The sequence below is a fragment of the Neptuniibacter sp. SY11_33 genome (assembly GCF_047778025.1).
Taxonomy (GTDB): Bacteria; Pseudomonadota; Gammaproteobacteria; order Pseudomonadales; family Balneatricaceae; genus Neptuniibacter.
In genome coordinates this window covers 312,316-328,238 of sequence record NZ_CP180543.1, presented here as the reverse complement: position 1 = coordinate 328,238, position 15,923 = coordinate 312,316, and the positions used below count along the sequence as shown (strand labels likewise).

General features: G+C 44.9%; 17 protein-coding genes. 15 read left to right on the top strand and 2 right to left on the bottom strand.

The genetic code is table 11. The features are described from left to right. Positions 1 to 120: 120 nt before the first annotated feature. From ACMXYV_RS01480 to ACMXYV_RS01440, 9 genes are all read left to right on the top strand, one after another. Positions 121 to 2,178, top strand: a complete 2,058-nt coding sequence (locus ACMXYV_RS01480) for an EAL domain-containing protein (protein ID WP_415890018.1) — start codon at positions 121 to 123, stop codon at positions 2,176 to 2,178. A 66-nt stretch (positions 2,179 to 2,244) separates the two neighbouring features. Next, positions 2,245 to 2,916 (top strand): 16S rRNA (uracil(1498)-N(3))-methyltransferase, encoded by a 672-nt coding sequence (locus ACMXYV_RS01475; RefSeq protein WP_415890017.1) that lies wholly within the window; start codon positions 2,245 to 2,247, stop codon positions 2,914 to 2,916. A gap of 50 nt (positions 2,917 to 2,966) precedes the next feature. Further along, positions 2,967 to 3,920: a glutathione synthase gene (gene gshB, locus ACMXYV_RS01470; protein WP_415890015.1), complete on the top strand. Its 954-nt coding sequence runs from the start codon at positions 2,967 to 2,969 to the stop codon at positions 3,918 to 3,920. Positions 3,921 to 3,950: 30 nt separating this feature from the next. Beyond that, on the top strand, positions 3,951 to 4,883 hold the full coding sequence (locus ACMXYV_RS01465; protein WP_415890014.1) for a TonB family protein: 933 nt from the start codon (positions 3,951 to 3,953) through the stop codon (positions 4,881 to 4,883). 37 nt (positions 4,884 to 4,920) lie between these two features. Further along, complete coding sequence (locus tag ACMXYV_RS01460) at positions 4,921 to 5,493, top strand: YqgE/AlgH family protein (RefSeq protein ID WP_415890013.1); 573 nt, start codon at positions 4,921 to 4,923, stop codon at positions 5,491 to 5,493. Between the two features lie 53 nt (positions 5,494 to 5,546). Further along, positions 5,547 to 6,023, top strand: a complete 477-nt coding sequence (gene ruvX / locus ACMXYV_RS01455; RefSeq protein WP_415890012.1) for a Holliday junction resolvase RuvX — start codon at positions 5,547 to 5,549, stop codon at positions 6,021 to 6,023. After that, positions 6,004 to 6,519 (top strand): bifunctional pyr operon transcriptional regulator/uracil phosphoribosyltransferase PyrR, encoded by a 516-nt coding sequence (pyrR, locus tag ACMXYV_RS01450; RefSeq protein ID WP_415890011.1) that lies wholly within the window; start codon positions 6,004 to 6,006, stop codon positions 6,517 to 6,519. Before ruvX ends, pyrR begins: the two co-directional genes overlap by 20 nt. Before the next feature lie 9 nt (positions 6,520 to 6,528). Further along, the gene (locus tag ACMXYV_RS01445; protein ID WP_415890009.1) at positions 6,529 to 7,533 is read left to right on the top strand and encodes an aspartate carbamoyltransferase catalytic subunit; all 1,005 of its coding nucleotides are present in this window, start codon (positions 6,529 to 6,531) and stop codon (positions 7,531 to 7,533) included. A 5-nt stretch (positions 7,534 to 7,538) separates the two neighbouring features. After that, positions 7,539 to 8,813 (top strand): dihydroorotase, encoded by a 1,275-nt coding sequence (locus tag ACMXYV_RS01440; RefSeq protein ID WP_415890008.1) that lies wholly within the window; start codon positions 7,539 to 7,541, stop codon positions 8,811 to 8,813. Between the two features lie 77 nt (positions 8,814 to 8,890). On the opposite strand, the gene ACMXYV_RS01435 is transcribed toward ACMXYV_RS01440, so the two are convergent. Then, on the bottom strand, positions 8,891 to 10,057 hold the full coding sequence (locus ACMXYV_RS01435; protein WP_415890006.1) for a PilT/PilU family type 4a pilus ATPase: 1,167 nt from the start codon (positions 10,055 to 10,057) through the stop codon (positions 8,891 to 8,893). A 22-nt stretch (positions 10,058 to 10,079) separates the two neighbouring features. After that, entirely contained in the window at positions 10,080 to 11,114 is a 1,035-nt protein-coding gene (locus tag ACMXYV_RS01430; RefSeq protein WP_415890005.1) for a type IV pilus twitching motility protein PilT, read from the bottom strand. Between the two features lie 91 nt (positions 11,115 to 11,205). Here ACMXYV_RS01430 and ACMXYV_RS01425 point away from each other — a divergent pair, with 91 nt between their 5' ends. From ACMXYV_RS01425 to ACMXYV_RS01400, 6 genes are all read left to right on the top strand, one after another. Next, positions 11,206 to 11,901, top strand: a complete 696-nt coding sequence (locus ACMXYV_RS01425; protein WP_415890004.1) for a YggS family pyridoxal phosphate-dependent enzyme — start codon at positions 11,206 to 11,208, stop codon at positions 11,899 to 11,901. 18 nt (positions 11,902 to 11,919) lie between these two features. Then, complete coding sequence (gene proC, locus ACMXYV_RS01420) at positions 11,920 to 12,747, top strand: pyrroline-5-carboxylate reductase (protein ID WP_415890003.1); 828 nt, start codon at positions 11,920 to 11,922, stop codon at positions 12,745 to 12,747. Positions 12,748 to 12,856: 109 nt separating this feature from the next. Next, entirely contained in the window at positions 12,857 to 13,402 is a 546-nt protein-coding gene (locus ACMXYV_RS01415) for a YggT family protein (RefSeq protein WP_415890002.1), read from the top strand. 296 nt (positions 13,403 to 13,698) lie between these two features. Next, entirely contained in the window at positions 13,699 to 14,868 is a 1,170-nt protein-coding gene (gene metX, locus ACMXYV_RS01410) for a homoserine O-succinyltransferase MetX (RefSeq protein WP_415890001.1), read from the top strand. Further along, positions 14,868 to 15,458 carry a methionine biosynthesis protein MetW gene (metW, locus tag ACMXYV_RS01405; protein WP_415890000.1) on the top strand — a complete coding sequence of 197 codons (591 nt, stop codon included), beginning with the start codon at positions 14,868 to 14,870 and terminating at the stop codon, positions 15,456 to 15,458. The genes metX and metW overlap by 1 nt, the downstream gene beginning before the upstream one ends. Before the next feature lie 12 nt (positions 15,459 to 15,470). Beyond that, positions 15,471 to 15,920: a DUF4426 domain-containing protein gene (locus ACMXYV_RS01400; RefSeq protein ID WP_415889999.1), complete on the top strand. Its 450-nt coding sequence runs from the start codon at positions 15,471 to 15,473 to the stop codon at positions 15,918 to 15,920. Positions 15,921 to 15,923: the final 3 nt, after the last annotated feature.

The window sequence follows — 15,923 nt, the reverse complement described above, 5'->3', positions numbered from 1 at the left end:
TTATATGACAATAATGAGAAACTTACTTCACGATCTTTTTTGGAACTAATGCAACTTAGTAATTTTAGCATCCGGCAAAAGCTGATCGGACTCGTCATCATACTTGCGCTGGGTATACTGATGACTTCCAGTCTTGCCTTTTACTTTTCATACCAAGACACCTTGGCCGGAAAGAAAGATCAAATTCGCAGTGTTGTTCAAGCCTCTGCCAGTCAGGTTCTTCATCTGCGCGCGTTAAAAAAGTCCCAACAGATTTCTGAAACTGAATACTTACAGCGACTTCGTTCGCTAATCTATGGCACAAATTATTCAGATGGCAGCTATATCTTTTTAATGACCGAGGAAGCGCGTGTTTACCTTCATCCCAAGCGACCTGAGCTTGAAGGACTATTAATCAATGAAGTACCCAATATAAAAAATGGCGATGCCATTGCAGACAGCTTCAAGCAAATTTTGGCGAGTCCTGAAAAATCTCAATTTTGGAAACTCTACCTACCTAAACCAGACGGTGGGCCTTCTCTCGAAAAGCTAACTTACGCCCAACTGATCCCTGACAGTAATCTTATTATTGGCACTGGTGTGTACCTTGATGATCTCATTCCGGTGTATATCAATCGCGCTCTAAGCTATATCACAATAACTTTGGCTGTACTCTTTGCATCATTCGCAACAGCAGTTCTAATATCACGAAATATCGTTCAACCCATCATCATTCTTTCTGGACAGATGAAGCGCCTTTCCTCTGGCGACATTGATCAGGAGATTCGCTTTACTCATCACAAAGATGAAATCGGTCAAATGGCTCAATCACTAGAAGAGTTTCGTGAGCATTTGATTGAAAACAAGCGCTTACGCTATATGCAGGAACATGTTCAGTTTCTCGAAAACTTTGACCCAGTAACGCGCCTCTATAATCGCCGCGCGATTGGAGAAGCGCTTGAGCGAGAGATAATTCGCAACTTCGAAAGCCAAGAACAGGTTTCATTTCTGTTTATTCGCTTGGATCTCCTAAGAAACTTAACCATAGAATTAGGCGACGAACAGCGTGACCAAATCCTGATTGAGACCGCTAATAGCTTAAGGCAAATACTCGCAATTAACCATCGATTAGCGCGAATAGGCGAAGGCTGCTTTGGGCTAATGCTCATAAACAAACCAACACACATCAACCTTGCTGATATAGCCGATTCTATTCTCAATACCATTGAGCAGCCTATCCAATTGGATAATCTACAGATTCAAATTGGTGCACGTATAGGCATAGCCTCTTACCCAGAAGATGGTGATCAACAGTTTGAATTGATAGGTCGTTCAGAAATCGCTGCGAAAACTGCCCGCAAACGCGAGCAAGGCTGGCTCTACTTCAGCCAGATTAAGGGACAAACAACGGAACAAAAAATCGCTCTGTGGCAAGATCTATCAACCGCAATGGACCAAGACCAATTTTATTTGGTATTCCAGCCGCTGTTTGATCTAGAAAGCAATGCCCCGCTGTCAGCTGAAACCTTATTACGCTGGACACACCCCACACTAGGCCCTATCTCGCCAGCAGTTTTCGTTCCTCTGGCGGAGCAAAGCGGTTTGATTTCGCGCCTTGATCACTGGGTACTCAATGCCGTAGCCAAGCAATGCCGTAATTGGTTAGACAAAGACATTGCCTTTCCTCGCGTTGCTATCAATCTATCTGGCATCAGTTTTCTGCGAAACGATTTCGAGCAAAAGCTACAAAGCATTTTTTCTCAATACAATGTGTCGCTTGAACATATAGAGCTCGAACTTACAGAGGGGGTATTGATCGAAGATCTAGGCCGCATTCAGGAGAAATTAAAACGCGTACGTGATCTCGGCGTCAGCATTTCTATAGATGATTTCGGTACGGGCTACTCTTCGCTTAGCCGTATCAAAAACCTTCCAGTCGATCATATTAAAATTGATAAGTCGTTTATCGACGATATCGATACCAACCCACAGGATCTAAAAATAGTTCAGGCGATCATTCTAATGGCCCAAGGTTTACAACTGCATGTTGTAGCAGAAGGAGTTGAGACTGAACGCCAGCTATCTATTCTCCGCGAAGAACAATGTGATGTAGTCCAAGGCTACTTGTTAAGCCGCCCTCTCGCCGTGGCAGACTATGAAGCACTGATCGATGAAGACCTAATCATTGAAGGCGACTAAACCTTAATTATGAGAATACCCCGTTTTTTTGAATCGCAGCCCTTACAAACTGGTGCAGAAGTATCTTTGAGTGATTCTGTCGTTCAACACGTCAGTCGCTCATTAAGAATGCGACCTCAGGATCAGATCATTCTGTTCAATGGTGATGGCTCTGAATATAAGGCAGAGTTAATCAACATTGAAAAACGCAACGTTACGGCACGCATCATTGAAAGCACACTCTCATCAACTGAAAGCCCTTTACCTATTACTATTGGTCAAACGCTTTCTCGAGGGGAGAGAATGGATTATGCCGTACAGAAAAGCACTGAAATGGGCGTAAAATCGATTACGCCTCTTTTTTCTGAACGCTGTGAAGTCAAACTACCCAAAGATCGCCAAGAAAAACGCGTGAAGCATTGGCATCAAATTGCTATTAGCGCTTGTGAACAATCAGGCCGAACTATGCCTCCTGAAATAGCATACCCAACCGATCTGGAAAAATGGCTCGCGGCCCAAGATGCAGAACTTAAACTTGTGCTACATCATCACAGCGAACAGCCATTGCAAGAAATGTCAGCTCCGGAGTCTGTTGCTTTACTTATTGGCCCAGAAGGTGGCCTTACCAGCGATGAAGTTGAACTTGCAACTCAATATGGGTTCAAACCTCTAACACTTGGACCTCGCGTTATGCGTACAGAAACAGCTCCCGTAGCCGCATTAACATTACTCAATTATCTATGGGGCGACCTAGTTTAGGCGCGATGCACACCCTGTGCGCTTAAACTGTATAGATTAAGGATCAAAAAATGACAATTAAGCTCGGCATTGTGATGGACCCTATTGATAACATCACATTCAAAAAAGACAGTTCACTCGCCATGCTATGGGCAGCCCAGCAGAAAGGCTGGGAACTCTGGTATATGGAGCAACATCATCTGTTCTCACTCGATGGTAAAGCTCAAGCAAAGATGGCTCCAATTGAAGTCATGATGGACGAGCAAAAATGGTTTGAACGCGGCGAATACGAAACCCGCGATCTGTCCGATCTTAACGTTATTTTGATGCGTAAAGATCCACCGTTCGATAACGAATTTATCTACACTACATACTTATTGGAGCAAGCAGAGAAAGAAGGTTCTTTAATTGTTAACAAGCCCCAAAGCCTTCGCGATTTTAATGAGAAGCTATTTGCGACCCATTTCCCACAATGTTGCCCTCCTGTTCTAGTCAGTAAACATGATTCCATGCTGCGCAAATTCCACAAAGAGCATGGTGACGTTATCTTCAAACCGTTAGATGGCATGGGTGGTTCACAAATCTTCCGGATCAAAGAAGATGGCCTGAATCTAGGCGTGATTATTGAGACACTAACAAATCACGGCCAACAAACCATTATGGCTCAAAAGTTTATTCCTGAAATTGTAGATGGCGATAAACGCATTCTATTAGTGGATGGTGAGCCAGTGCCTTATGGCCTTGCCCGAATCCCAGCAAAAGGGGAAACCCGCGGAAATTTGGCAGCAGGCGGCCGAGGAGAGGGACGCGAACTCACTGAACGAGATTATTGGATCTGCGCACAGATTGCTCCTACCCTAAAAGAAAAAGGTTTATTATTTGTCGGTCTGGATGTCATAGGCGACTACCTAACCGAAATTAATGTAACCAGCCCAACCTGCATTCGCGAATTAAATAATCAGTACGGCCTAGATATCGGAATGCAGTTAATGAACGCAATCGAACAAAAATTGGCAAAGCAATAAACCAATGCTGCGAGCAAAGGATCCAACCAAGTGAGCACCGCTGTAGCCCAAACAGTGACCGCGGTTGAACGTTTCGGTTTTACGTTATTTTTCGCCACTGCGCTACATGCAGTGGCGATTTTGGGGATAACGTTCACATTCAATAACGAACGTCCTCCCCAAAAAACGATTGAGATCACTTTAGCTCAATACCAACAAGAAACAGCCCCAAAACAGGCCGATTTTATTGCTCAAGCAAACCAAGAAGGCAGCGGTACAAGCCAAGACAAGCTGCTTCCATCCACTCCTCAAAAAGCAGAATTTAGGGATAACAAGCCGAGGCAAGCTACAGCTATAGCACAGGCAATTGAACCAACCCCTCCTAAACCTGAACCAAGTGCAGCAGCTGTTAAAGCAAAGACAAAATCAGACAATAGTACGGCTAAAAAAACGAAACAAAAGGTAGTCACAACTAAGCAAAACACAAAGAAAGTAGCCACAAAAGCTGCTAAGCAACAACAGAAAGCACCGTCCGGCGGCTCACCCGGCACCTCCCTACTAGCGAGAAGTTTGGAGATGGCCAGCTTACAAGCGGAGATTGATGCTCATCGTGAAATGAGAGCAAAGCAACCTCGCATCAAACGCCTGACTTCAGCCTCAACTAAAAAACGAGAAGACGCTCTCTATCTTCATAACTGGCGCAAAAAAATTGAGAACATAGGTAATCTTAACTACCCAGAAGAAGCTCGAAGAAACAAGATGTATGGCAGCTTGCGCTTACTCGTTTCAATCAAACCCGATGGTTCAGTAAAAACAATCGATATACTGGAATCCTCTGGCAAACCTATTCTTGATGATGCCGCTATTCAGATTGTTAGGCTTGCAGCACCCTTTCAACCATTCCCTGTAGAGATGAGAAAAAGTACGGATATCCTAGAGATTATTCGTACTTGGAAATTTGAGAAACGCGCCTATTTGGACTAATTCTTAAATAACGTAGATAAAAAATGGGCCAGTAATTATGACCTCATCGAGCTGTTCGTTACGCAACCATTTTCTTATATCCATGCCTCATTTGAATGACCAAAGCTTCACTCAAACAGTTACTTATATTTGTGACCATAGCGATTATGGCGCTATGGGGATTGTTATTAACCGTCCAGTAGGTATCACGCTGGTTGAGCTATGTGACCACCTAAACCTCCCTTGCTCTTCTATCGCTAATCAGCAGCAAGCTATTTTCAGTGGAGGCCCTGTCAGAAGTGACCGAGGCTACGTCCTTCACAAGGCATCGGACCCTTTCGAATGGGGTAATAGTCACTGTGTAGCAGATGATATTTACCTCACAACCTCTATCGACGCTATAGAAGCCGCAGCCGAAGGACGTTTTGAACATAATTACTTAGTCGCTTTAGGATGCGCAGGCTGGAGCCCTGGACAGCTAGAACAGGAGATGAGCGACAATGTTTGGTTAAGCTGTCCTGCAAATTCGGATATACTCTTCAGCACTCCGGCTGGTGATCGTTTACAGGCAGCCGCATCAATATTGGGCATTAACCTTGATCTACTAACCGCCCTACCCGGACACGCCTGATAAATTTACGTCAGGCACTATGTCCGTTTGGGATATAAGGCTCTGACACAGGCATGAGTAATCAGATCAATCAAGTTTTGGCATTTGACTTTGGAACATCCCGCATAGGGGTTGCTACCGGTCAAAGTATTACTGGCACGGCCACACCACTCCCTCCTTTTTCTGCCCGCGATGGACAACCTAATTGGGATGATATATCCAAGCTCATGGATGAATGGAAACCCGACGCTTTGGTTGTCGGCATTCCGCTTAACTTTGACGGCACCATCAGTGAGATGGCGCATAGAGCTAGGAAGTTTGCCAACCGATTACATGAACGGTATAAAACCCCCTGTTTCCTGATGGACGAACGTTTATCGACGGCCGAAGCTAAAGAGATTCATTTTGCAGCGGGCGGCAGTGATAATTTTAAGAAAGAGTCAGTCGATGGCCTTGCAGCCCAGCTCATTTTAGAAAGCTGGTTTAATTGCGACATTAGAATTCCTAGCCATACCCGATTGGAGGAAGTTTATGACAACAAACGTACTTAATGCCGAAGCCCTGCTGGAAAAAATGCAACAGGAGCTACAGGCATTGCTGTCCAAAAATGATAAGCCTGACCCATTGATGATCGGCATTCATACGGGCGGGGTATGGTTAGCAGAACGCTTACACCAAGCATTAGATTTAGACAGTCCTTTAGGGGTTCTAGATATCTCTTTTCATCGAGATGACTTTGACACCAGCGGTTTAAACCCTAAAGTTCAACCATCCAAGCTACCCTGCACCACAGAAGGGCGTCACGTTATTCTTGTAGACGACGTCATCATGAGTGGTCGAACGATTCGTGCAGCCATGAATGAGCTATTTGACTACGGCCGTCCTGCGTCCATCACTCTTGCGACACTGCTTGACCTACAACAGCGCGAGTTACCGATACAAGCAGATATAATTGGCGGCACATTAGCCATCAGCTCCGACCAAGCAGTAAAACTTACCGGCCCAGAACCTTTAGCTCTGGAAATCCGAAATCGTTCTGACGACTGAGTATTTATCATGTTTGAACAAAATAATCCGAATCAGATTCAACTCACAGGTGAAGGTGAACTAAAGCACTTTATTACTACAGAAGGGCTATCTCGTGAGTTACTAACTGAGATTTTAGATACCGCAGACTCTTTTGTAGACATGAGTGCTAAACAGGTTAAGAAGGTTCCTCTGTTAAGAGGAAAAACGGTCGTAAACCTGTTTTTTGAAGCCAGCACCCGTACCCTTTCAACCTTTGAGCTAGCAGCTAAACGCCTTTCAGCTGATGTATTGAACTTAAATATCAGCACCTCCTCTACCTCGAAAGGCGAGACTCTAAAAGATACGCTCATGACGCTTCACGCAATGCATTCAGATATGTTTGTTGTTCGTCATTCAAGCAGTGGTGCAGCTCACTTTATTGCTGAACACGTTACCCCAGATGTTGCCGTTATCAACGCTGGGGACGGTCGTCACGCACATCCAACACAAGCTATGTTGGATATGCTAACCATACGCCAGGCAAAAGGGGATTTTGCACCATTAACCGTGGCGATTGTTGGGGATATTTTACATTCCCGCGTTGCTCGCTCTCAGATCCACGCCTTACGTACCTTAGGTGTTAATGAGATCCGCGTTATTGCACCAAATACACTTTTACCTCGCAATATAGAAGCCTTAGGGGTGAAGGTATTTACCAATATGCAAGAAGGCATCAAAGACGTTGATGTAGTAATGATGCTGCGCCTTCAGAAAGAGCGTATGAACAGCGCTCTTCTGCCAAGCGAAAGCGAGTTCTATAAGCTTTATGGTCTTACAATGGATAAACTGCAACTAGCAAAACCTGATGCAGTCGTTATGCACCCTGGTCCGATTAACCGTGGTGTAGAGATAGCATCATCGGTAGCAGACGGAGAACGCTCCCTTATTTTAGATCAGGTTACAAACGGTATTGCCGTGCGCATGGCCGTCATGTCTATGGCAATGAGTGGCCAAGCCAAAAGCCGCCCTAGCCAGTTGGAAGCAGGAGAGTAACGACCATGAACATTCTTATTCAAGGCGGTCGTATAATTGACCCTGCAAACCAAACTGACAGAGTTGCTGACCTGTACTTAGTCGATGGTGAAATTGCAGCTTACGATTCAGCCCCAACAGGTTTCGAAGCTGAGCAAACAATTAATGCTGAAAACCAAATTGTTTGCCCCGGCTTAATCGACCTATGCGCTCATACTCGTGAGCCGGGCCCAGCGCAGAAAGGTTCAATAAAAACAGAAGCAGCCGCAGCCGTTGCAGGCGGTGTAACCACAATAGTGACACCACCTTCTACCAACCCTGTAATAGATACCCGTGCAGTGGCTCAACTGATTCAAGATCGCTGTAAAGAAGAAGGTAAAATGCAAATTTTACCTATGGGAGCACTTACTAAAGGCTTACAGGGCGAGCAGCTTGCACCTATGGCAGCACTTTCAGCAGCAGGTTGTATTGCATTTACCAATACACGCAATCCGGTAGCTGACTCGCTTACCCTAACTCGTTGCCTAGAATATGCCGCTACCCATGATCTACTCGTAATTTTCCAAGCTGAAGACAACGCCCTAGCTAAAGGCGGCTGCATGCATGAAGGTAGTACCTGTACTCGATTAGGTCTGAACGGCATCCCAGAGTCAGCGGAAACCATCGATGTATCTCGAAACCTACTTTTAGTCGAGCAGACAGGCGTTCGCGCGCACTTTGGTCAGCTATCCTGCGAGCGCTCTGTTCGTATGATTACTGAAGCTCGAGAAAGGGGCCTTCCGGTAACAGCAGATGTCTCAATCCAGAATCTGCTACTCACTGATGAAAATGTGAACGGGTTTAACAATGACTTCCACATGATCCCACCTTTGCGTAGTCAACTAGATCGAGCAGGTCTAATTCAGGGATTGTTAGGCGGAAGCATTCAGGCGATCTGTTCTGACCACCAGCCGCATGAACGTGCCGCGAAAGAGGCACCATTTGCAGATACTGAGCCGGGTATGATCGGTTTGGAAACATTACTGCCTTTAGGCCTGTTGCTAGTTGAACAGAACATGTTAGATCTGCCTCAACTGATTGAAAAACTAACCACAGCCCCTGCTGATATCTTAGGCTTACCAACAGGTAATCTGAACGTTGGTAGTGTTGCGAACATCTGTATTTTCAATCCCGAGACCGAATGGCAACTCACGCCTGAGACATGCCATTCTAGAGGGAAGAATACACCGTTCATGAACTACCCCCTAAAAGGTAAAGTGTCCCATACACTGTTCCAAGGCCAAGTAGTATATAACGCCTAAACGACAAAAAAGCCGCGATATAATATCGCGGCTTTTTTCTTTCCAGCATTTTTCTTTAAATCAAACCAATCCCTAGATTACATCCCCTTAACGTTAGCATCGCCTTCGTTATGTAGGTAATCCTCTTCATCCTGTAGATAGAAAGACTGATTATCTTCGTCCGGCGCCAATTCTGGATTCGTATCAGCACTCAGCTTAATCATTAGGCGGAGATCGTTTGGTGAATCCGCATGGGCTAAGGCTACATCGTAGGTAATCACGCCATCTTTATAGAGAGTAAACAGGGACTGATCGAACGTCTGCATCCCTAAGTTAGTCGATTTCTTAACTACATCTTTGATCTCATGAACTTCACCCTTACGGATAAGATCCTGAATCAGTGGTGTATTAATCAACACCTCGATCGCTGCACGACGACCTTTCCCATCTTTGGTCGGCAAAAGCTGCTGCGCTATGATAGCTTTCAAGTTCAGTGACAGATCCATCCACAGCTGATCATGGTGCTCAGGTGGGAAGAAGCTGATTACTCGATCCAATGCTTGGTTAGCATTATTAGCGTGCAATGTCGCCAAAGTTAAGTGGCCCGTTTCGGCAAATACGATACCGTGCTGCATCGTTTCTCGAGTACGGATCTCACCCATCAAAATTACATCAGGTGCCTGACGAAGCGTATTTTTCAACGCCACATCAAACGAGTCTGTATCGATACCTACTTCACGCTGGGTGATGATACTTTGCTTATGCTCGTGGATATACTCAATCGGGTCTTCGATGGTAATGATATGACCACGATGATTGGTATTACGGTAATCAATCATCGACGCCAAAGAGGTCGATTTACCCGTGGATGTACCACCCACAAATAAGATCAAGCCGCGCTTTGTCATCGACAAATCACGAAGGATTGGTGGCAAGTTGAGTTCTTCTAAACTCGGGATGTAGTTATTAATCTTCCTTAATACCATCCCCGCTGAGTTACGCTGAAAGAATGCAGACACACGGAAACGACCTAGACCTGGTGCACTAATCGCAAAGTTACACTCATGTGATCCTTCAAACTCAGCAAGCTGTTTATCATTCATGGTACTGTAAACAAGCGCCCGCGCCTGGGAAGGCTTGAGTGTGTCTTTTGTTAACGGCTTCAAAGTACCGTCAACTTTAATCGTAGGCCTTGCACCGGCCGTAACAAAAAGGTCAGATGCATCCCTCTCTACCATAACCTTTAGTAGCTGCGTAAAATCCACGCCGTTTGTCTCCTAAGCCCAATTAGAACTGTTGTGGGTTTGCTGCTCGCTCACGCGCTGTCTCGCGAGAGATTAGTCCTTTCTGCATCAACTCTTGTAGAGATTGATCCAAGGTTTTCATACCAAATGCTGCACCCGTCTGGATCGCTGAATACATTTGTGCCACTTTATCCTCGCGGATAAGGTTACGAATAGCTGGGGTACCGATCATAATTTCATGAGCAGCAACTCGTCCGCCTTTCGGCTTTTTCAACAGTGTTTGCGATATAACGCCCATCAGTGATTCTGAAAGCATGGATCTCACCATATCCTTCTCAGCCGCTGGGAATACGTCAATCACACGGTCAATAGTTTTTGCTGCTGAAGTGGTATGCAATGTACCAAATACTAAATGGCCAGTTTCTGCTGCAGTCAATGCAAGGCGGATGGTTTCTAGATCTCGCATCTCACCTACAAGAATAATATCCGGGTCTTCACGCAATGCCGAACGAAGCGCATGTGAAAAGCTATGGGTGTCTCGATGAACTTCACGCTGGTTAACCAAACATTTCTTACTTTCATGCACGAATTCGATTGGATCTTCGATCGTAAGAATATGATCTGCACGAGTATCATTGATGTAATCAATCATTGCAGCCAAGGTGGTACTTTTACCGGAACCCGTTGGCCCCGTTACAAGTACCAATCCACGCGGTTTTTCAGATAGATCCTGAAAAACCTTACCCATATCAAGATCATCTAGGGTCAACACCTTGCTCGGAATCGTACGAAAAACAGCACCGGCACCACGGTTCTGGTTAAACGCATTGACACGAAAACGCGCTAAACCAGGCACTTCGAACGAAAAATCCGTTTCGAGTACATCTTCGTACTCTTTACGTTGTTTATCGTTCATGATGTCATATACGAGTGTGTGGACCTGCTTATGATCCAATGAAGGCAGCTTTATGCGACGCACATCACCGTCCACACGAATAATAGGAGGCATACCTGCAGATATATGCAAGTCAGATGCACCTTGTTGTACGGTAAATGATAAAAGTTCGGTAATATCCATAACGTTCCTGTAACCCGGCACTGCGTTATATAGTTATAAGGTAGTTCTAGCAGAATCCCCGTTGCAATCCAATTGCTAAGGTCACAAATATATGTCAATCATAGCAGAGAATCTGAAGAAGGTTCGTTCTGAGATAGCTTGTTCTGCCTCTATCAATGGACGAAACACTACAGACATCACCCTGTTAGCTGTCAGTAAAACACGCCCTGCGGACGATATTCGTATTGCTGCAAACGAAGGTCAGGTGCATTTTGGCGAAAACTACTTACAGGAAAGTATAGAGAAGATTAACGAGTTAAAAGAACTACAGTTGATCTGGCACTTTATTGGTCCCCTGCAATCCAATAAAACCCGCGCAGTCGCAGAAAACTTTGATTGGCTGCACACCTTAGATCGCCTAAAGATTGCGAAAAGGCTCTCCGAACAGCGCCCTACAGAACTGGAACCTCTGAATGTTTGTATTCAAGTCAATATCAGTAACGAGGAAAGTAAATCGGGCTGCCTACCTGATGAGCTCACAACGTTGGTTGACGAAATTAGCAAACTACCCAACATCTGCATCCGCGGTTTAATGGCAATTCCTAAAGCGACTCAGGATCCAAAGGAACAACAAGCTGCATTTGCAAAAATGAAAGCGCTACAGCTTGAATTACAGGCAAAGCACCCTCAACTAGATACACTATCAATGGGCATGTCTGGAGATATGGATGCTGCTATTGCAGAAGGCTCCACGATTGTTCGAATTGGCACAGCCATTTTTGGCCCTCGGGCACCTAAGTCCGCCTAATTTTTGTAAGGATCTATTGTGAATAACCAACCTATTCTCGCGTTTATCGGTGCTGGCAACATGGCCCGCGCTATCATTGGCGGTCTAATCAGCAATGGCTACCCAGCAGAAAAAATCTGGGCCAGCGAGCCTGAAGCTGAACGTCTTGTCGATTTAAAAGAACAAGGTCTAAGAACAACTACCAATAACAACGAAGCAGTTCAAGCGGCTGATGTTGTGGTTCTAGCAGTTAAACCACAGATTTTAAAAACCGTAACGGTATCCATTGCGGATAGCGTACAAAGCTCACAACCACTGATTGTTTCAGTTGCAGCTGGCATTATGACTCCTAGTATCGATAAATGGTTAGGCGGAAACAGTGCGATTGTTCGTTGCATGCCAAACACCCCAGCATTGGTAAAGACTGGCGCTAGTGGACTTTACGCCAACGCTAAAGTTTCTGCAGAACAACGCCAACAATCGGAAACGGTGCTAAGTGCTACGGGCATTACATTGTGGGTAGACGAAGAATCGCAACTTGATGCAGTTACAGCGGTATCAGGCTCAGGTCCCGCGTATTATTTCCTTGTCATGGAATCCATGATTACTGCTGGCGAAAAACTAGGCCTTTCAAAAGAGACTGCCACTCAACTAACGCTACAGACTGCGCTTGGGGCAGCTAAGATGGCTAAAGAGAGTGAGTTTGACCCGGCTGAACTTCGCCGTCGAGTAACCTCACCTAATGGTACCACTGAGCAAGCAATCAAGTGCTTTATCGGGGGCGAACTTCCTGAGCTTTTTGATGACGCAATGAAAGCATGTAATGATCGTTCCGTAGAACTGGCCGAAGAACTAGGTAAAGATTGATAACGTAGCTCAACAAAGGTTCAACATCTCACAGCTACACTCTATACTGCGTGAAAGTTGAACCTAACTATAATTGTTTTACTAACAGATCAAAGACATAGGAATTGATATGGCACAGGATCCAATCGTTTTGATAATCCGCATGCTAGGTGAAATGTATGCGTTCATTATTATCTTGCGTTTCCTTTTACAATTGTCCCATGCCGACTATTACAATCCGATATCTCAAGCGATTGCCAAATTGACGAATGTACCTGTAGTAGCGATCAGCCGCGCTGTGCCTCGCATCGGCAAATTTGATTTTTCTGCATTGCTCTATGCCGCAATAGTTAAGCTTGCGACACTATTTTTGATCGTGATGGTATCAGGAATGGACATGCCCAACATTGTTCATCTTCTGGTACTGGCTCTTGTGGGCGTTGTTAATGGTATTCTAGAGATCTATTTTTGGGCGGTATTAGGCTCAGTCATTATCAGTTGGGTCGCTCCAGGCAGCTATCATCCTGGTCCACAATTGATCCAACAGGTCACACAGCCCTTGTTTAAACTCGCACAGAAAGTTATCCCACCTATCGGTGGTTTAGATCTATCGCCGATCCTCATCTTCCTTGCGATCACAATCATACAATCACAGTTAGGCCGATTTGTTTACTAACAAATAAAGCAGAGCGCTTCACTTTGCTCTGCTCTATTTAATTGTTTGATAGCGAGTTTTTACATTAATCGTTCGGACAAAGACGAGCTTGTGACGTAAAAACTCGTTAAAATAAGGTAACCTGATAAACTTGTTAGAGCATTTTACTGAGATACCTAAGGTGACAGATTCAACTTTCATTTCTCTTGGTCGCGTACTCATCTTCTACGAGATGTGAAGCTCGACTCCTCTGGCGCACCTAGCGCTCCGTTTCGTTGTGTAATTTGAAAATTGCTGTTTTAGAGTCGAGATTAGAAATGCCTGCTGTTATTCCTGAAGATTCCGTTGGAATTGTTACACCTGAAATAATTGAATTTAACGAGCCTTTACAGCTCCAATGCGGCCGCACTTTAGATAAATACCACCTAATCATCGAGACCTACGGTGAGCTGAATGACGATCGCTCAAATGCGATTTTGATCTGTCATGCCCTATCTGGTAACCACCACGTTGCGGGTTATCACAGCATGGATGATAAAAAACCGGGCTGGTGGGATAGCGCTATAGGCCCAGGTAAAGCGATTGATACCAATAAATTCTTTGTAATCGCGCTAAATAACCTAGGGGGTTGCCACGGTTCTAGTGGACCAAACCAAATCAACCCTGAAACCGGCAAACCTTATGGCCCTGACTTCCCGATTGTAACAGTAAATGATTGGGTCGAAAGCCAAGCGCGTTTGGCTGATCGCTTCCGTATCGAACAGTTTGCAGCCGTGATTGGTGGCAGTTTGGGTGGCATGCAAGCATTGCAGTGGTCGATCAATTATCCAGATCGCCTACGTCACTGCATGGTTATCGCTGCTGCACCTAAGTTATCAGCACAGAACATCGCCTTTAACGAAGTAGCTCGCCAAGCGATCAGCAAAGACTCGCAGTTCTATAACGGCCACTATTACGAAAAAGACGAAGTACCTAAAGTCGGCCTAATGCTGGCACGCATGTTAGGTCATATTACTTATCTATCAGACGATGGCATGCGCAATAAATTTGGTCGCGAGCTTCGTTCCGGGCAGATTAGCTACGATTTCACACCTCAGTTTGAAATTGAGTCTTACCTTCGCTATCAAGGCGAACGTTTCTCGACAGCATTTGACGCTAATACATACTTGTTGATGACTAAAGCGCTGGATTACTTTGATCCAACCGTGGATAGCGGAAAAAACCTTCCAGAAGTGCTAGCACAAGCAAAAGCCAAATTTATGGTGATATCGTTCACTACAGACTGGCGCTTCTCCCCGGAGAGATCACGCGAGATTGTTGATGCGCTAGTAGAAGCTGATAAACAAGTGAGCTATGCAGAAATTGAAGCTGCTCAGGGCCACGATGCGTTCCTAATCCCTATTCCTCGTTATCTGGATATCTTTTCTGCTTATATGGAACGAGTTGAACAGGATACTGTGGCACTAAAAGCAGAGGAGAAAAGCTAATGCGCGCTGATTTAGAACTAATCAAAGATTGGGTAGAACCTGGCAAGCGCGTGCTTGACCTTTGTTGTGGCGATGGTGAATTACTGCACTATCTGGAAACAGAGAAGAACACGACCGGCTACGGTTTAGAAATCGGCCAAGACAATATCACGGATTGTGTCCGCAAAGGCGTCAACGTAATAGAGAAAGATATTGAGGAAGGCCTTGCCTCTATCAAAGACAATACATTTGATACGGTCATCATGACGCAGGCTATCCAAATTATGATGCGTCCGGATCAAATCGTTGATGAGATGCTACGTATAGGCAAAGAGTGTATCGTCACCTTCCCTAATTTCGGACACTGGCGTGCGCGTGGATATTTGGCGTTCAGAGGTAAGATGCCAGTATCCAAGTTCCTACCCTATACTTGGTATAACACACCCAACACACACTTCTGTACGTTTAATGATTTTGAACAACTCTGTGTGGAACGCAATATCTACATCATGGATCGTACTGTTGTGGATAATGAACACCAACACCGGTGGTGGATCCATCTCTGGCCTAACATGCTGGGTGAAATTGCCATCTACCGGATTACAAAATAAGTGAGGAAGATAATGAATCGCTTAAGCAAATGGGCATCAGCTTTATTTTTGTCATCAATCACACTCATTAGCCAACCCGTTCTGGCTGAGCAGTTTGTAAAATATGACAACTACGAGATCCACTATAACGCTTTCTACAGTACTTTTATTAAGCCTGATGTAGCTCAGGCTATTGGTATCCAACGTAGTAAGCGTCGTGCGCTGGTCAATGTATCGGTTTTAAAAATAGAGAATGGCGATAAAAAACCTGTATCAGCGTTTGTAAAGGGTAAAGCAACAAGCTTGATTCAACAATCGCAAAATCTCGACTTTAAAAAAGTCGATGAAGGCAATGCGATCTATTACATAGGTCAATTTGGTTTTACTGATGATCAAGTTATGCGCCTATCTCTAGAAGTGCAGCCAGACCCTAACAAACCTGCTTACACTGTAAAATTTGAACAACGCTTTTACGAAGAGTAAGCC